Below are 17,480 nucleotides of genomic sequence, written 5' to 3' on the forward strand. Positions count from 1 at the left end.
GGATAGGGCACAATCAATATATAGGTTTTAAATGATTTAACAGCAAAATTTATTTAAAATCTATATATTTTTTATTTATACGAACATTTAAGTAATGTAAATATTCACTTAAGATTGAATTAAATCTTAGTTAAAGCATAGATTTTAAGTTATAAAATAGTATATATTTTGATTAAATAGTACAAAAAAATAACTAATATCTGAAGCTACTTATTTTAGAGCTTTACATGTCGCTAAAGGAGAGGATATGACTATGATAAAAAAAATGAATTTTGGAACTAAAATAAACATAATTATAGTGGCAGTAATATTTATGTGTTACATAGGGGTATTCTCAAGTATACTAATACAAATAAAATCAAAAAGCATAAATGATAGTGAAACGTTAGCAAAAGAAATAACGTCATCATATGCAACGCAGATTACATCTAATTTTGAAGGATTAGAAGTTATAGGAGAAGATCTAAGAAATTCTTTAATCAAGCAAATAGATCTTAACTTACAAAACAGAGATTTAGTTATTGAAATGCAGAAGGGAATATTAAATGAACATCCTGAAGTATTTGGAGTGACTGTTGCCTTTGAAGCAAATGCATTTGATGGAAAAGATGAAGAGTATAAAGGCAGAAAAGAATTTGCAGAGAATGGAATGTTTATACCATATGCAAGCAGGGATGGTAATCAAGTAGTAGTTTTACCAGCTTATGATGATCAAACAGATATGACTTGGTATAATAAGCCAAAAGAATTAAAAGGAACTTATATTACAGAACCGACAGTCTACAATGTAAATGGACAAGACGTCTCAATGGTATCTTTAGCAATGCCGATACTAGATGATACAGGGAAATTTTTAGGTGTAATATCACTAGATTATAAACTTGATACATTAGAGGAATTAGTGTTAGAGAAAAAGCCACTTGGTGGAACTGTTGAATTAATATCGAACAAGGGGATTTACATAGCTAGTGGGGAAGATCCAAGCTTGAAAATGCAGGATGCTAAAGAAAGTGGTGATGATTTAGGTAAAATTATAAGTGAAACTTCACAAGGAAAAGAGTCTTATACTTATGGAAAGTCAGTAAAAGATAATAAAGAGGTTCTAATGGTATCATATCCTGTCAATTTAGAAAATACCAAAACAAATTGGATTTTATGCAGTGAGATTCCTAATGAAAAGATACTAGAAAGTTACAATAAGATATTTAATGTTATCTTAGCAGCGGCATTAATATCACTGATAATTGTGATATTAGTAATAGGTTTTGTAATAAGGAAAATGACAAAAGGCATAAAATATGCAGAGAAGCAGATGAGACTATTAGCTAGTGGAGATCTTACAATAGAAATTGATAATAAGTATCTTGAGAGAGAAGATGAAATAGGTAAGATGTTCAAATCGGTTAGTGAAATGCAAAAATCTTATAAAAATATAATAACTGAAATAAATGATGAATGTAATATAGTTTTGAGTTCAGTTAATGTGACTAAAGAAAAGATTGATGATTTAAATATAATGATTTCTGATGTATCTGCTACTACAGAACAATTATCTGCAAGTATGGAAGAAACAGCAGCTTCAACTGAAGAAGTAAATGCATCATCAACAAACATGGAAACTGTAATAAAGACTATGGAAGCAAATATAATGACTGGTGAAATGGCAGCAAAAGAAATCAAAGAAAGAGCAATAAATTTAAAATCAGATGCAATTAAATCTAAAGAAGTATCAAATGGTGTAGCATTGAAAATGCAAGATGGTTTAAAAACAGCAGTTGGTAAAGCTAAAGCTGTAGATAAAATAAATGAATTAACAGGTAAAATACTAGAAATAACAGAAGAAACTAATCTGCTAGCACTTAATGCAGCAATAGAATCAGCAAGAGCGGGAGAAGCTGGCAGAGGATTTGCTGTTGTAGCAGAGGAAATAAGAAAGCTTGCAGAAACTTCAAAAGAGACAGCAATAGAAATTCAAAAAATAAACAAAGAAGTAGTTGGGGCTGTAGATGATCTGAAGGAAACATCAAATGAGGTAATTAACTTTATTGGAAATCAAGTAATTGAAGATTATGATAAATTGGTTGATGCAGGAGAGCAATATAGAAATGATGCTGTAGTATTTAATGAGTTGGTTAATAGTATTGGGGAGATATCCAAGGAACTAATTAGTGGGACAGGAAATATTATTACAGCGATAAATGAAGTTTCACAGGCAACAAATGAAGGTGCAGCAGGAACAACTACAATTGCAGCAAAGTCAAATGATGTAGTCTATTTAACAGAAGGGGTTATAGAACAAACAGCTAAAACAAAGGAATGTACAGATAAGCTTTTAGAAGTTATATCAATATTTAAAATATAAGAATGTAAATCACTGTAACATATAATTTACTTACCTCAAATTATATGAATCATATAGATATATATTATTAAGATATGAATGAATATTACTTCAGAACAAATTAGCATTGAAATGTATTATAAATGTTAATTTTGATACATGGAATGTTAATTTATATAGAAAGAAATATATTTATAAAATAAAATCCATATAAATTTATTAAGCTTAGATTCAAAGAATGCAGCATTTAAAATTTAGTCTTATATAATGTTTAGATATGCACTAAACTAAAGGAGCCTTGGACGCTATGAATAATCTTAATTGGAAGATGATTTATACTATATTTGTTTTTGTAACTCTAGCAGCTTTTGATAATGTTATTATAGGATTATTTCCAACATTATTCTCCTCAATTGCAAGTGATTTAAATATAGGCTTATTTGAACTTGGAATTGTTTCGGCTATTAATATTTTAATAACTTCAATATCATCAGTTTATTGGGGATATCTTGCGGGCAGACTTAATAGGAGAAAGCTTATTATTATAGGAACTATTATTTGGTCATCATCGGTGCTTTTAACTTCCTATAGCAGTACTTATCTTGAATTATTGATTTTTCAAGTTTTAACTGGAATAGGATTGGGATGCATATCATCAATTGGATTTAGTACTTTGAGCGATTATATTCCGTATAAATTTCGTGGAATGATTTTAAGCTTTTGGGGAATGTCTCAAGGTTTTGGAGGAATTTTAGGAGCGCTGATAGCATCATTAATTGGTACATCTTCAGGTTGGAGAAAGCCCTTTGAAATAGTAAGCATAGTAGGCTTTTTATTAATTAGCTTATATCTTTTTATAAGAGAACCAAGGCTCGGAGAATCAGAACCTGAATTAGAAAAGTTAGTTAAACAAGGGGAAAATTATATTTATAAGATAGAAATTAGTCAGCTTAAAGAAATAATTTTAAAGAATAGCAATATATTTTTACTTTTACAAGGATTTTTCTTAAATATTTCTACGGGAAGCTTAATATGGCTTCCTACATTGTATATTTCGAAAGTTCAACAGCAAGGGTACAGTAATACGACAGCTATTATTGTTGCTGGGTATCTTTATGCCTTATTTCAATTAGGTGGACTAACAACAGGATTTTTTGGTTATCTCGGGGATAAGTTTCAAAGGAAAACTTACAAGGGAAGAGCGATACTAACTTCATTTTTTGTATGTATAGCAATGCCGCTTTATTCTGCAATGTTTGCAATTCCAATGAAAAACTTAGAAATATACGATGAGAGTACATTAGCAATTTTATTAAGTTTACTGAAACAGATAGTTATGAATCCTTGGATGACTTTAATTTTCGTATTATCATTTCTTGCTTCAGCAGCCCAGTCTGCAAACACACCCAACTGGCTTGCATTAATAACAGATGTGAATCTTCCAGAGCACAGGGGAACAGCTTTTAGTATAGCTAATGTTGCAAGCAGCTTAGGTAGAACTTTAGGCAATGTTGGGATTGGTTATTTACTTACAGTTGTATCAAAATACGCAGGAGAACCAAGCAATTATGTAATCACTCTTATTATATTTCAAATCTTTTTTATTCCAGCAGCAATATTCTATGTAAAAATGGCTGAAAGTAATGTTCAGGATATTGGAAAAGTTAAATTAATTCTTCGTAAGCGGGCAGATTTGATTGTGCCTTAGTAATTACAACTTATCATATTTAATAATCTGAATAATGAGAGGATTGATATTATGATTAAAAATGTACTCATCATTTCATCTGATTTTACAGGTCATGGACATAAGAGTATAACAGAGTCTCTATGTGAAAACTTTAGAGAAAACAAGGAGATTAATGTTAATGTTGTAGATGGATTCTCACTTGGTGGAAGCACATTGCTTAAAATAGGCAAATCCTATGGACCTATAACCAGAACTTCTAAAAATTTATGGGAACTTATATGGGAATTGTCAATGATTAAAGCATCATTAGTTAATGAAGCTGTTGAATTATTAATAGAACATAATTTTATGGAGCTATTAAAGAAAATAAAACCAGATTTAATTTTATCTGTTCACCCAAATTTTAATGGATCCATTATTAATATATTAGAAAAAAATAATATTGAGATTCCATTCATTACTCTAATTGCCGATCTTGTAAGTATATATCCACTATGGGCAGATAAAAGAGCAGATTATATTATAAGTCCAACTTATGAAGCAAAAGAAAAGTGCATAGAATACGGTATTTCTGAGGGAAAAGTAAAAACTTTAGGGTTCCCAGTACGTTCTAGATTTCATAAAGTTATAAGATCTAATATGGAATATAATATGTATAATCCTTTAAAATGCCTAATAATGAGTGGGGGAGAAGGTGTAGGCAACATGAGAAAGATAGCTGAAATTCTCCTTAATAACTTCAATTGTATTGTAAAAATTGCTGTAGGCCGAAACAAAAAATTGAAGAATAGATTAGAACAAACCTTAGGAGAAAAGTATAAGGGGAGGGTTGAAATTTATGGATTTACGGAAAATGTACAAGATCTAATGATATCTTCAGATATTGCATTTACTAGAGGCAGTCCTAATGTCATGATGGAAGCTATTGCATGTAACGTACCTCTAGTAATAACAGGCGCACTTCCAGGTCAAGAAGAAGGAAATCCAGAATTTGTGCAAAAATATAATCTTGGAGTGGTATGTACAGGCAACAAAAGCATAAAGTATATTATAAGTGACTTACTTGCAAATAATGGACAAAGACTGAGTGAAATTAAAATATCTCAAAAAAGTTATTCTAATCCTAATGTTTCAAAAGATATTGTAGATTTTATTTTAAATATGTGATGAGCAGCTTAGTATTGATAAAATGTAAATTTAAAAAATAGAACTATAAAAACAAATCATAAAAGACTGTATATGGATTGAGTGAATCTATATACAGTATTTTTATAAAATTAAAGATAATCATCAATTTATAATTTTAAAAATAGAATTATAATAATTCATGGATAAAATTTACTTAAATTACAATTAGTTGATTTGAAATCAATAATAATGTATTATTAGATATAATAAATTTTGTAATTTTGACTGGAGAGATATATATGAAAAGATATGATGTTCTAAATAATTATAGTATTAAGTCAAAATTATTATTAATATATTTGTTTTGTGTGTTAATTCCTATGATAGTTACCAATTCAGTATTCTATTTAACGATTAAACAAAATGAAGTAAAAGAACAGAAGACCAATATGGAATATGCCATAGATAGAGTTAAATATAATTTAGAGGCAGTGTTAGAAAATTGCGTACTAGTATCAAATCATTTACACAAGGATGTAGGATTAAATCAGTTTATTACTCAAAAATATGATAACCTTCTTCAATATTATGAAGAATATAATTTTTTGCTGCAAAATAATGTAATCAATTACTACTATAATTCACAGCATGTATATCAAGTTACAATATACACAGATAATGATACTATAAGCAATAGCAATAATTTTAGAAAATTGACTCCGGAAATTCGAGAGAGTGACTGGTATAAACAATTTTGTAATAACAATAAAAATATGACTATTTCAGTTTATTATGATAATGATAAAAAGATTATTCAAAATAGTAGTATGCCTAGAACTATTAGTATTATTAGAAAGTTAGACAACTTTAGTTCTAAAAATGAAAATATTTTAAAAATAGATGTAGATTATAATGTAATATACAATGATATTTTGAATGAGAAAATGGATGGCAATTTATATGTTTGCAATAAAGACTTTATTTTGTTTTCTAATAAAGTATCAAATGATGGATGGAAGGAATTTGATACGGTAGATTGTATTGAAAATAAGGCAGTCAAATTAAATGATTCTTTTAGCTTTAAAGCAGCAAATGAGGAGTGGAATATTATTATTACAGAAGATGAAATAAATCTTTTATCTAGAATTGCTGAACGGAAAGAAATATTGTTAGGATTAATAATATTTAATTTGTTACTACCAACTATTATTATTTTTTTAGTATCGTATTCTATTAGGCATAGAGTAACATTACTTAGTAAATATTTAGGTAAGGTAGAAAATGAGGAATTTTTCACAATACAATGTAGTTATGGCAATGATGAAATTGGAAATTTAATTCGTAGCTATAATTTAATGGTTTTAAGAATTAAGGAACTAATAGAAGTTGTATTTAAGAGAGATGCAGAAAAGCAAAAGCTTGAACTAGCTAAAAAGCAGGCGGAGCTAAAAGCTTTGCAAAGTCAAGTCAATCCTCATTTTATGTTTAATACCCTCGAGAGTATTCGCATGAGAAGCTTGATAAAGGGTGAAATAGAGACTGCAGATGTAATTGAAAATTTATCTACATTACTGCGAACTACAATAAATTGGGGGGAGGATTTTATTACAATTGAAGATGAAATGCTATTTGTAGAAAATTATCTTCAAATTCAAAAGTATCGTTTTGGTGATAAATTATCTTATAGCTTTTATATTATGGAAGAATGTAAAAGAATAAAAATACCGAAGTTATCTATTTTAGGGTTTGTTGAAAATGCGTGTGTTCATGGAATTGAAGAAGTATCATATAAAGCAGGGATTAATGTTAACATAATCAAAGATGAGAGCAGTTTATTTATAGAAATATTAGACTCAGGATGTGGAATGAGTGCAGAGGAACTAAATTTGATTATGAATAAATTAAAAGATGCAGAAATGGACATGCTCAATAGAAGTAAGAGTATTGGTATTTTAAATACTTATATGCGTTTGAAGATGTATTGCAATAATAATATGAAATTTAAAATTGATAGCAAGTTAAAGAAAGGAACGGAAGTAAAATTACAGATTTACCTCGATGAACTAATGAAAAAACAATGTAATTAATGAGAAAATAATATTATTAAGGTGGGAAAAAGGAATATGATTAAAATCTTAATAGTGGATGATGAACCGTTTATTCGCCAAGGTCTTAAGATTCTAATTAATTGGGAAAAGTATGGTTATGAAATTATTGGTGAAGCCGCAAATGGTATTGAAGCAATAAAGGAATTAGAGAAAAAAGAGATAGATTTGATAATTGTAGATATAAAAATGCCTGAAATGAATGGTATTGAATTAATTGAACATGTACGAAATAATATATCAAATACAATTAAATTCATAGTATTAAGCGGCTACTATGAATTTGAATATGCTAAAAAAGCAATAAAATACAATGTAACTGATTATGTTTTAAAGCCCATTAGAAAAGATGAATTAATCAAAGTTTTAAATAGCTTCAAAGACGAATATATTAAGCAGGAAAATCAAAAAATCATACAAAAAACAAAAGATAAGGTTTTGTATGATAAATATTTAAGCGAGATCATAAATGGAAAATGTGATAATGCTACTTTAGAATATGTTAATGAATATCAGAATTTTTCAAAAGACTTACGATATGTAATCATAGAAATTAATTATTATGATGACGCTTATAGCAATATTACTGATGATGAAAAACGAAATGGAAAAGAAGTATTTTATAAGAAGATGATAAGATGGCTTGGAGAAAATTGTTATAATGTAATTTTTGATGGAAGCAAGTATAAAAATTATTATGATATTGGATTTATATATGATAAAAAATTAGCAGAAGAGTACGGTTTAAATGAAAATGAATACATTGCAAAATTGCAAAAGGATATGAGGAAAAATCAAAAATATGATTTTTATATTTACATTGGGGAGAAAGTAAGCAGTATTAGAGAATTGTCAATGTCATATAAAACTGCAATTATAGCTAAATTATTTTCAGATTTTTCAAATGGAAATATTATTTCATATTATGATCAAATTATGGAAAAAAAGGAACTTAGCTATGATGTAGAAAAGCAATATATGGATGATTTAATCCATGAAATAGATGAAAATAATAAAGAAGAAATTATAAAATGTGTTGATAAAATTTATGATAGCTTTAGGGAGTGCAAGATAGATTTGGAGATTATAAACATAAATATAAATTATTTGTTGTGTAATCTGGTTAATATTGCAAGAAGGTTAGATCTCGAAGATAATCAGGAAGAGGTTATGAAATATATTAGTTCAATTTCCTTCGAGCAAATAATAAGCAGAGGGAGTGCAAAACATTTAAAAGATTTTTCGTTAGAGTTTTCAAAGTATTTAAGCCAATTGAGGCAAAATTCAGTTCAAGGAATTTTAAGTCAAGTTGATAAGGAAATATCAGAGCACTATATGGAAAAATTAAGTTTAAAGTATTTAAGTGAAAAGTATTTTATTAATAGCGCATATTTGGGACAAATTTTTAAAAAGAAATATAAGGTGTGTTTTAAAGATTATTTAAATACATATAGGGTTGAAAAAGCAGCAGAATTATTAAAAAGCAGCAATGATAGAGTTTATAGTATTGCTGAAAAAGTTGGTTATAGCAATCCGGATTATTTCATTAATAAATTTGTTCAAATTAAAGAAAAAACACCAATACAATATAGAAAACAATTTTTAACTTAATTGAGCTATTGTTATATATAAGAATTATTTAAAGATAGGGAGACAAGTTTATGAGTGAAAATCCGATTATTTGGGCTGATTATCCAGATCTTGATCCAATAAGAATAGATGATACTTACTATATGGTTAGTACCACAATGCATTTTATGCCAGGCTGTGTTATATTGCGTTCATATAATCTTATTAATTGGGAAGTAGCTACTTACGTATATGACATTTTAGAGGATACACGAGAGCAAAAGCTAGAAGATGATAAGCAAATTTATGGAAAGGGGATGTGGGCAGCATCACTGCGATATAATAAAGGAAAATTCTATGTGTGTTTTGTAGCAAATGACACTCATAAGACTTACCTATATACAGCTATGGATATTACAGGTCCGTGGGAAAAGAATAATATTGAAGGATTTTATCATGACTGCTCACTGCTTTTTGATGATGATAGAGTTTATATAATTTATGGCAATAATGAAATTCATATTACGGAATTGAAAGATGACCTTTCAGGTCCTAAGTTAGATGGATTAGATAGAATAATTGTAAGAGAAACGCAAGAGTATTATCTTGGTTACGAAGGTGCCCATTTCTATAAAATTAATGGTAAATATTATGCTTTTTTTATTCACATGCTAAAGTCTAAAAATGGGCATAGAACTCAAGCATGTTTTGTATCTGACTCTATAGAGGGAAAATTTGTTGGTGGAGAAGTATTTGATGATGATATGGGATTTCATAACTCTGGTATAGCACAAGGAGGAATAGTGGATACTCCAGATGGAAAGTGGTATGCTATGCTGTTTCAAGATCGTGGTGCCGTTGGACGTGTACCTGTTATTGTTCCAATGCACTTTGAAAATGATTTCCCAGTATTTAATGAAAAGGCACCTCAATACATTGAGATTCTAGATAATAAACCAGGATATGAATACAAATTACTGGTTGGAGATGATGACTTTATTTATAAGCCTGATAAGAAGGGGAAGATTAAGTTAAAAGAGTTTTGGCAATGGAATCATATACCAAATAATAAATTATGGTCAGTTATGGAAAAACCTGGAGTGTATTGTATTCATTCAGGAAAAGTTTCTCCAAACATAAATTATGCAGTAAATACTCTAACACAACGTGCCATGGGACCAAAGAGTGAGGCAATAGTGACTTTAGATGGCAAGGAACTTAAGAATGGTGATTATGCAGGCTTATGTTTTCTAATTAGTTCGTATGGATTAATTGCACTTACAAAAGAAGATGAACAATTTTACTTAGTAATGTTAGCAAAATGTACTGATGATAAATCAATCTTTGGAAATTTAATAGATAAAGAGCCTGGAGTGGAGTATGGAAGAATTCCTGTAAAACATGCTAAAGTAACACTAAAAGCATATGGTAATTTCGAAAATAAAATAGATGAATGTGAGTTTTACTATCAGGATGGAGAAGCATGGATAAAGCTTGGCATCACACATAATCTTGTATGGAAGATGGATCAGTTTGCTGGATGCCGTTTTGGTTTATTTCTGTTCTCTACAAAGGAAATTGGTGGAAGTGCTGAATTTTCGAAGTTTAAGTATAACATTTTGAAATGAAAAATTAATTTATCAATTAAGAAAGGAAGAAATATTTTATGATATATAAAGAGAAAGAAGATTTAAAATATGTACTTTGTTATACAAGAAAACCACAGGAAAATTTGATTTATTCTGAAAAATTAGCATATAGTATGCATCTTGCTTACAGTGAAGATGGAGTGGGATTTCAGGAGTTAAATCATAATTCGGGAATTTTATTTGCTAAAGCAACAGAAAATGATAATGGATCTCTCAATGCAAAAAGCTTGAAAAATCCGTATATTTTCTATTTGGCAGACGGCACTTTTGGAATTCTTGCTGTACGTACAGGGGCAGAGGGTGAAAATGATGAGGAGAGTAAAGGACGAGTGCTTCTATTTACTTCAGCAGATCTTTTGCAGTATAAGGAAATTGGATTGATTGATTTAAAAGGAGACACTTATATAAGTGATATAAAATGCCAGTATGATGAGGATAAAAAAGTTTATATAATTTGTTGGAGTGACGAAAGTGGGAATTATTATAAGAATTTTACTGCTGATATATTGAATATAAACAGTGCTTCGATACCTGAAAAGACAGAAGCCTTTGTTATAGAAAATGTTAATACAGAAATAGAGGGAGTAGTACCAAGGAATGTTATAAGTGTATCGATGGAAGTGGCACATCACCTTATTTGTAAACTTATAGTGCCTACTAATGTGGAAATAAAAGTACCTGAAAGTGTGAATATTACATCAGAAAAAGAACTAAAAGTTGTGAAGGCTACTGCTATTTATAGTGATGGAACAACAGCCATGAAGAATGTAGATTGGAATTTATCAGAAATAGATTGGAATAAGTCAGGAAAGTATAGAATAACTGGTAAAGTACATCAAGATCATTATGAATTCCCTATTGCTACTGACCGTGCGGACCCATGTATAGGAAAATGGAAGGGAAAGTATTATTTTATTGCAACAAATGATGCTGATGGAAATCACAGCTTATATATGAGAGAAGCAGATAACATACCAGATTTATTAAAGGCTGAAGAAAAATTGATAATTGATTCTAATATGTATGAGGATATTAAAGGTCTTTTATGGGCACCAGAATTTCACATAGTTGAAGGAGATTTATATATCTTACATGGGGCAACCTCAGGAGAGTTTTTTTATGAAGAATCACATGTTATGAAGCTAAAAAAGGATGGAAATCCAATGGATGCAAAAGATTGGTCTAGGCCACACCGTGTAGTAAAGAAAGATGGAAATTATTTATGTGAAGAAGGGAAAACCATTTCTCTTGATATGACAAATTTCGAAATAGACGGAGAGTATTATGTAGTTTGGTCACAACGTGAATTTTTACCAGAGGATATTGGGGCATGGCTTTATATTGCTAAAGTTGATCCAAAGGAGCCATGGAAGCTAATAAGTGATCCAGTAGTTATTTCTAAGCCAGATTATGGCTGGGCAAATAACAATGTTTTTGTTGATGAAGGACCATTTACTTTGATAAGAGATGGAAAGGTATTTTTAACTTTTGCTAGTGCAATGATAGATGCTACTTATGTTGTAGGAATTCTATGTGCAGATAAAAATGCAGACTTGTTAGATCCTGCTAGTTGGACAAAGGGAAATTATCCTCTACTTACTTCTAGAAGTGCACTAGGAGAATACGGTCCCGGTCATAATTCTTATGTTATAGATGAAGATGGAAATGTATGGAATGCTTATCATGCGAGACCAGGAGTTAATGGACCTAGATCTTCTGGACTTCGTCGTGTTCATTTTGATATTGATAATTATCCAGTGCTTGATTTAACAGAAGAAAAGGATTTAAATCCAGAGTTAAGAAATGTGATTATGGATATTATTGTGAGGTGATATGTAACGCCCTGTATCCTATGAAAAGTGGGCAGAACTAATTACAGCTACATTAAATCATTTAATAGATAGATATGATAGAGAAGAAATAGTCATATGGCCGATTGAAGTATGGAATGAGCCTAATATTGCATCTTGGGCTGGAACCATGGAAGAATACTTCAGGCTTTATGACTATTTCAGCATTTATTGTTGGTTGGAATATATGTACAAATGCATAATTTTTAATGTTTTTTATATAATTTGTTAGGTTGTTGGATGTATGCACAAATGATAAACTTTATCTTGTAAACAAAACGTTTACAAGATAAAGCTCATAATTATTAAAATATAAATATCTAAATAATATGATAGGGGGAAATTTAATGAAAAAAACAAAACTCATTACTAGTATGCTTTTAACAGGATTTGTATCATTAAGCCTTCTTGCAGGTTGTGGTAATCAAACAAAGGATACAAGCACTAGTAATGGAAAAATTAAGGAATTTACAGCGTTCTTTGCTGTTGCAGGAAAGGAAATTCCTGATAATGACAGAGTGAAAAATGTAATAGCTGAAAAAATAGGAGCTAAAGTAAATGAACAATGGCTTACAGGACAAACAGCTAAAGAAAGAATCGGGGTAATGATTGCAGGAGGTGAATATCCAGATTTTATTGAGGGAGGAGAAGGAACTCAAGCGCTAGTAGATGCAGGTGCACTTGTTCCATTGGAAGATAAGATAGACAAATATCCTAATATTAAAAACTATTTAACACCTGATGAATGGGAAAAATTAAGAAAGCCTGATGGGCATATTTATTATATACAGCAGTTTGGAAAGACTAGAGGAAAAGATACACAAGTACAACACAATGATGAGGCTTTCTGGATTCAAAAAGCAGTTCTAGAATGGGCTAATTATCCACAAATAAAAACTGTTGATCAATATTTTGATTTGATTGAGAAATATAAAGCGGCAAATCCAACAATAAATGGACAACCAACCATAGGTTTTGATATTCTATGTGATGATTGGAGATATTTCTGCTTGGAAAATCCACCTCAATTCGTAGCTGGATACCCTAATGATGGAAAAGCAATTATAGATAAAGAAACACTTACAGCTAAAAACTATAATACAATTCCAGAAGCACAAAAATATTTTAAAAAACTAAATGAAGAATATAATAAGGGAATTATAGATCCTGAAACATTTACATTATCTTATGACCAATATAAATCAAAGCTTTCGACAGGAAGAGTGCTTGGAATGGTTGATCAGCATTGGGAATTTGAAGATGCAGAAAAAGCATTAAAGCAACAGCATATGGATGAGAAAACTTGGGTGCCATTAGGTTTGACCCTTGATCCTAATGTAAAACCACAATATAGAGCTCAACCAGCCTTTAATACTGGAAGTGGACTTGGAATCACAACTAGCTGTAAAGATGTAGATGGAGCATTAAAAGTTATAAATGATTTATTAGACAATGATGTATTAGCATTAAGATGGTGGGGAGAAAAGGATAAAGATTATAAAGTAGATGATAAAGGTGTATTTTATATGACAGATGAGCAGAGAGAAAATTATAGAAATCAAGATTGGATGCAGGCTAATCAATGCAGATACTCTTATTTCCCTCAATATGCTACAGGTTATTTAGATGATGGCATTAATTGTATATGGCCAGAACAACAACAAGGTGAATTTGAAGCCACTTTATCAGATGATGATAAGAAGGTTTTAAATGGATATGGTTATAAGAAATGGACTGATTTTTTAAATGTTCCAGCAGAAAAGAATGAACCTTGGTATCCAATTTATTCAGCAACTGGTGGTTGGTCTGCGGATGATCCACAAAATATGGCAATGATAAAAATGGATGATATTAAAAAGAAATGGCTTCCAAAGGTTGTTATGTGCAGCACAAGTGATTTTGACTCAACATGGAATGAGTATCAAACAACATTAACAACTCAAGCAGATATAAAGGCATATGAAGATGCTCTTACTAAAGAGGTAAAGAGAAGAGTAGAAAAATTCAAGAACTAAATAATATATAACAAATAGGGTATCTTTTTAGATACCCTATTATTAAAAAATATAAGAAAAATAAGAAAAGGGAGAATTATTATGGAATTAGGAGTAAAAGATCCGAAATTACATGTAGAAATAAAAACAAAAAAGAATATATTCGAACAAATGAAGAAACAGAAAACTCTAATTATTATGTCTATTCCATTTGTAATATGGGTTGCAGTATTTTGTTATGCACCTCTTATTGGGTGGGTAATGGCATTTCAAAAGTATAAACCAGCAAAAGGCATCTTTGATCAGACTTGGTGCGGTTTTGACCAATTTAAAATTTTATTCAAAGATCCAAGTTTTTTAAATGTTTTAAGAAATACATTATGTATGGCCATAATTAATTTAGCCTTGAGTTTTATTTGTTCAATTGGCTTTGCATTATTGCTAAATGAAGTGAGAAGAGTTTTGGCTAAGAAATTTGTACAAACAGTATCTTATCTTCCACACTTTCTTTCATGGATAATCGTAACAGGTCTTGTACAAATGATTCTTTCACCAGATCCAGGCATTATAAACCAAATATTAATGGGATTACATGTAATAAGTCAACCTATTAATTTCTTTGCAAATCCCAAATACTTTTGGGGAATTGTTGGATTAACTAATGTTTGGAAAGAAGTTGGCTGGGGAAGTATTATTTATCTTTCAGCGATCACAGCTATTAATCCGGATTTATATGAAGCAGCGGAGATAGATGGAGCAGGAAGATTTAAAAAGATGTTACATGTTACATTGCCAGGTATTAAGCCAACAATAATTATATTACTTATTATGAATCTTGGAAATGTTGTAAATGCAGGTTTTGAAATTCAATATATACTTGGAAATGGTCTTATTCTAGATGTATCTCAAACAATAGATATTTTTGTTTTGAAATACGGTATTAGTTTAAGTAATTACTCCTTGGCTACAGCAGCAGGTATATTTAAAAGTGTAATAAGTATAATCTTAATATTTATAGCAAATCGTTTTGCAAAATCAGTTGGAGAAGAAAGGCTATTCTAAAGGAGGAGAATTTAAATGGTAGGGACTAAAAAAAGAAGCAGACATGATAAGATATGGGACACTATTATAGGAATATTTATGGCAATATTTGTGGTTGTAACTCTATATCCAATATTAAATACATTAGCTATTTCATTCAATGATGGTGTTGATTCAGTAAGAGGTGGTATTTATATATGGCCAAGAGTATTTTCGCTTCAAAACTATAAAACAGTATTTCACAACCCTAACTTAACACAAGCAGCATTTATATCGGTTTCAAGAACTGTAATTGCTACAGTAGTACAAGTGTTTTTAACAGCAATGCTCGCATATGTTTTAAGTAGAAAAAAATTTATATTTAAAAAGCAGCTTTCAATAGTATATGTGTTAACAATGTATGTTAATGGTGGAATGATTCCAACCTATGTATTAATGAAAGATTTACACTTAACAAATAATTTTTTGGTATACATTTTACCAGGCTTAGTTGCTGCATTTAATATGATTGTTTTAAGAACTTATATGAATGGCTTGCCAGATAGCTTAGTTGAATCTGCAAAAATTGACGGTGCAGGAGAGTTTAGAATTTTTATTCAAATTATCTTACCATTATGTAAACCTGCACTTGCAACAATTGCATTGTTTATTGCAGTTGGACAATGGAACTCTTGGTTTGATTCTATGCTTTATTGTGCACAGAGTCCATCTTTAACAACCCTTCAATATGAACTTATGAAGGTTTTATCGGCTGCAACACAACAAGGGGGGGCTGGTACTGCTGATATAGCAAAAAATTCTGGAAGTATTGTAACATCACAATCTATTCGTGCGGCTATTACAATTGTAACAGCATTACCAATCGTTTTCATTTATCCATTCTTACAAAAATACTTCATTTCAGGTCTTACTATTGGTGGGGTAAAAGAATAAAAATTAACAAAAATTTAAGATGTTTAATTATATTATATGAGGAGTAATTGTAATGAGTGCTTATAAAACAAATTCGTATAGTAATGTATTTAAGGAATGCGGATATGCTCCATGTGATATTGAAAATAGATTAGAGAATATCTACAATACTATATTTTATGGAGATGATGATGAAAGACTATACCATCCCTTTGGGGAGGATATGGCATATTTCGTGGATACAGGAAACAATGATGCAAGAACAGAAGGAATGTCTTATGCCATGATGATGTGTGTTCAAAGGAATATGAAGGAAGAGTTTGATAGACTATGGAAATGGACGAAAACCTATATGTATATGGATAAAGGCTTAAATAAAGGTTATTTTGCATGGTCCGTAAGTCCTAATGGAGAAAAAAATTCATATGGACCAGCCTCTGATGGTGAAGAATATTTTGCTATGGCATTATTTTTTGCTTCGCATAGATGGGGCGACGGAGACGGGATTTTTAATTATTCAAAGGAAGCAAAAGATATTCTCCATGAATGCATACACAAAGGAGAAAACCAAGATGGAGAACCAATGTGGGATAAGGAAAATAAATTAATAAAATTTGTACCAGGAGTTAATTTTACAGATCCATCATATCATTTGCCTCATTTTTATGAATTGTTTTCTATTTGGAGCAATGAAGAAGATGGTCAATTTTGGAAGAAAGCAGCAAAAGCTAGCAGAAAATTTCTAAAGAAGGCTTGCCATCCTATTACAGGCTTAGCTGCTGAATATTCATATTATGATGGAAAGCCATATAATAAAAATAAGCATGAAAGATATTATAGTGATGCATATAGGGTAGCAGCAAACTTAGGATTAGATTATGAATGGTTTGAAGCTTATGATTGGGAATGTGAATGTGCTGATAAAATTCAAACCTTTTTCTGTGAGACAGTTAAAGAGAAGAATGATTTGGTGTATGAAATTGATGGAACTATCATTGAAGAAAAAGCGCTACATCCAGTAGCTATTATTGCAACTAATGCAATGGCCTCATTAGCCAGTAAGGGGAAGTACAGGAAAGAATGCGTTGATTTACTTTGGAATACACCTCTAAGAACTGGGAATAGAAGATATTATGATAATTGTCTATATTTATTTGCTTTTTTAGCGTTAAGCGGAAATTATAGAATTTGGATGTAGGAG

General features: G+C 30.2%; 12 protein-coding genes. All 12 read left to right on the top strand.

Annotated elements, in window-relative coordinates:
• Window positions 1-253: 253 nt before the first annotated feature.
• The 12 genes from CDLVIII_RS09865 (at window position 254) to CDLVIII_RS09915 (ending at window position 17,477) form a co-directional block, all read left to right on the top strand.
• Window positions 254-2,362, top strand: a complete 2,109-nt coding sequence (locus CDLVIII_RS09865; protein WP_035301715.1) for a methyl-accepting chemotaxis protein — start codon at window positions 254-256, stop codon at window positions 2,360-2,362.
• Between the two features lie 286 nt (window positions 2,363-2,648).
• Window positions 2,649-4,049 carry an MFS transporter gene (locus tag CDLVIII_RS09870; protein WP_009169308.1) on the top strand — a complete coding sequence of 467 codons (1,401 nt, stop codon included), beginning with the start codon at window positions 2,649-2,651 and terminating at the stop codon, window positions 4,047-4,049.
• A 51-nt stretch (window positions 4,050-4,100) separates the two neighbouring features.
• The gene (locus CDLVIII_RS09875; RefSeq protein WP_009169309.1) at window positions 4,101-5,198 is read left to right on the top strand and encodes a glycosyltransferase; all 1,098 of its coding nucleotides are present in this window, start codon (window positions 4,101-4,103) and stop codon (window positions 5,196-5,198) included.
• A 260-nt stretch (window positions 5,199-5,458) separates the two neighbouring features.
• Window positions 5,459-7,246 (top strand): sensor histidine kinase, encoded by a 1,788-nt coding sequence (locus tag CDLVIII_RS09880; protein ID WP_009169310.1) that lies wholly within the window; start codon window positions 5,459-5,461, stop codon window positions 7,244-7,246.
• Window positions 7,247-7,282: 36 nt separating this feature from the next.
• The gene (locus CDLVIII_RS09885; protein ID WP_009169311.1) at window positions 7,283-8,875 is read left to right on the top strand and encodes a response regulator; all 1,593 of its coding nucleotides are present in this window, start codon (window positions 7,283-7,285) and stop codon (window positions 8,873-8,875) included.
• A 50-nt stretch (window positions 8,876-8,925) separates the two neighbouring features.
• Window positions 8,926-10,461 carry a glycoside hydrolase 43 family protein gene (locus tag CDLVIII_RS09890; RefSeq protein WP_009169312.1) on the top strand — a complete coding sequence of 512 codons (1,536 nt, stop codon included), beginning with the start codon at window positions 8,926-8,928 and terminating at the stop codon, window positions 10,459-10,461.
• A 38-nt stretch (window positions 10,462-10,499) separates the two neighbouring features.
• Window positions 10,500-12,314, top strand: a complete 1,815-nt coding sequence (locus tag CDLVIII_RS09895) for a family 43 glycosylhydrolase (RefSeq protein ID WP_009169313.1) — start codon at window positions 10,500-10,502, stop codon at window positions 12,312-12,314.
• Between the two features lie 64 nt (window positions 12,315-12,378).
• Window positions 12,379-12,564: a hypothetical protein gene (locus CDLVIII_RS31905; protein ID WP_242835963.1), complete on the top strand. Its 186-nt coding sequence runs from the start codon at window positions 12,379-12,381 to the stop codon at window positions 12,562-12,564.
• A gap of 115 nt (window positions 12,565-12,679) precedes the next feature.
• Window positions 12,680-14,347, top strand: coding sequence for a sugar ABC transporter substrate-binding protein (locus CDLVIII_RS09900; protein WP_009169314.1), 1,668 nt, complete (start codon window positions 12,680-12,682; stop codon window positions 14,345-14,347).
• Window positions 14,348-14,428: 81 nt separating this feature from the next.
• Window positions 14,429-15,388 (top strand): ABC transporter permease subunit, encoded by a 960-nt coding sequence (locus tag CDLVIII_RS09905; protein WP_009169315.1) that lies wholly within the window; start codon window positions 14,429-14,431, stop codon window positions 15,386-15,388.
• 15 nt (window positions 15,389-15,403) lie between these two features.
• Window positions 15,404-16,300, top strand: a complete 897-nt coding sequence (locus CDLVIII_RS09910) for a carbohydrate ABC transporter permease (RefSeq protein WP_009169316.1) — start codon at window positions 15,404-15,406, stop codon at window positions 16,298-16,300.
• Between the two features lie 52 nt (window positions 16,301-16,352).
• Window positions 16,353-17,477, top strand: coding sequence for a glycosyl hydrolase family 8 (locus CDLVIII_RS09915; protein ID WP_009169317.1), 1,125 nt, complete (start codon window positions 16,353-16,355; stop codon window positions 17,475-17,477).
• Window positions 17,478-17,480: the final 3 nt, after the last annotated feature.

The sequence above is a fragment of the Clostridium sp. DL-VIII genome (assembly GCF_000230835.1).
GTDB lineage: Bacteria > Bacillota > Clostridia > Clostridiales > Clostridiaceae > Clostridium.

Excerpts from the sequence above, each read along its gene's own strand:
- CDLVIII_RS09910 (WP_009169316.1), top strand. The coding sequence starts at position 15,404 with ATGGTAGGGACTAAAAAAAGAAGCAGACATGATAAGATATGGGACACT.
- CDLVIII_RS09900 (WP_009169314.1), top strand. The coding sequence starts at position 12,680 with ATGAAAAAAACAAAACTCATTACTAGTATGCTTTTAACAGGATTTGTA.
- CDLVIII_RS09890 (WP_009169312.1), top strand. The coding sequence starts at position 8,926 with ATGAGTGAAAATCCGATTATTTGGGCTGATTATCCAGATCTTGATCCA.
- CDLVIII_RS09905 (WP_009169315.1), top strand. The coding sequence starts at position 14,429 with ATGGAATTAGGAGTAAAAGATCCGAAATTACATGTAGAAATAAAAACA.
- CDLVIII_RS09880 (WP_009169310.1), top strand. The coding sequence starts at position 5,459 with ATGAAAAGATATGATGTTCTAAATAATTATAGTATTAAGTCAAAATTA.
- CDLVIII_RS09870 (WP_009169308.1), top strand. The coding sequence starts at position 2,649 with ATGAATAATCTTAATTGGAAGATGATTTATACTATATTTGTTTTTGTA.
- CDLVIII_RS09915 (WP_009169317.1), top strand. The coding sequence starts at position 16,353 with ATGAGTGCTTATAAAACAAATTCGTATAGTAATGTATTTAAGGAATGC.
- CDLVIII_RS09885 (WP_009169311.1), top strand. The coding sequence starts at position 7,283 with ATGATTAAAATCTTAATAGTGGATGATGAACCGTTTATTCGCCAAGGT.
- CDLVIII_RS09895 (WP_009169313.1), top strand. The coding sequence starts at position 10,500 with ATGATATATAAAGAGAAAGAAGATTTAAAATATGTACTTTGTTATACA.
- CDLVIII_RS09865 (WP_035301715.1), top strand. The coding sequence starts at position 254 with ATGATAAAAAAAATGAATTTTGGAACTAAAATAAACATAATTATAGTG.
- CDLVIII_RS09875 (WP_009169309.1), top strand. The coding sequence starts at position 4,101 with ATGATTAAAAATGTACTCATCATTTCATCTGATTTTACAGGTCATGGA.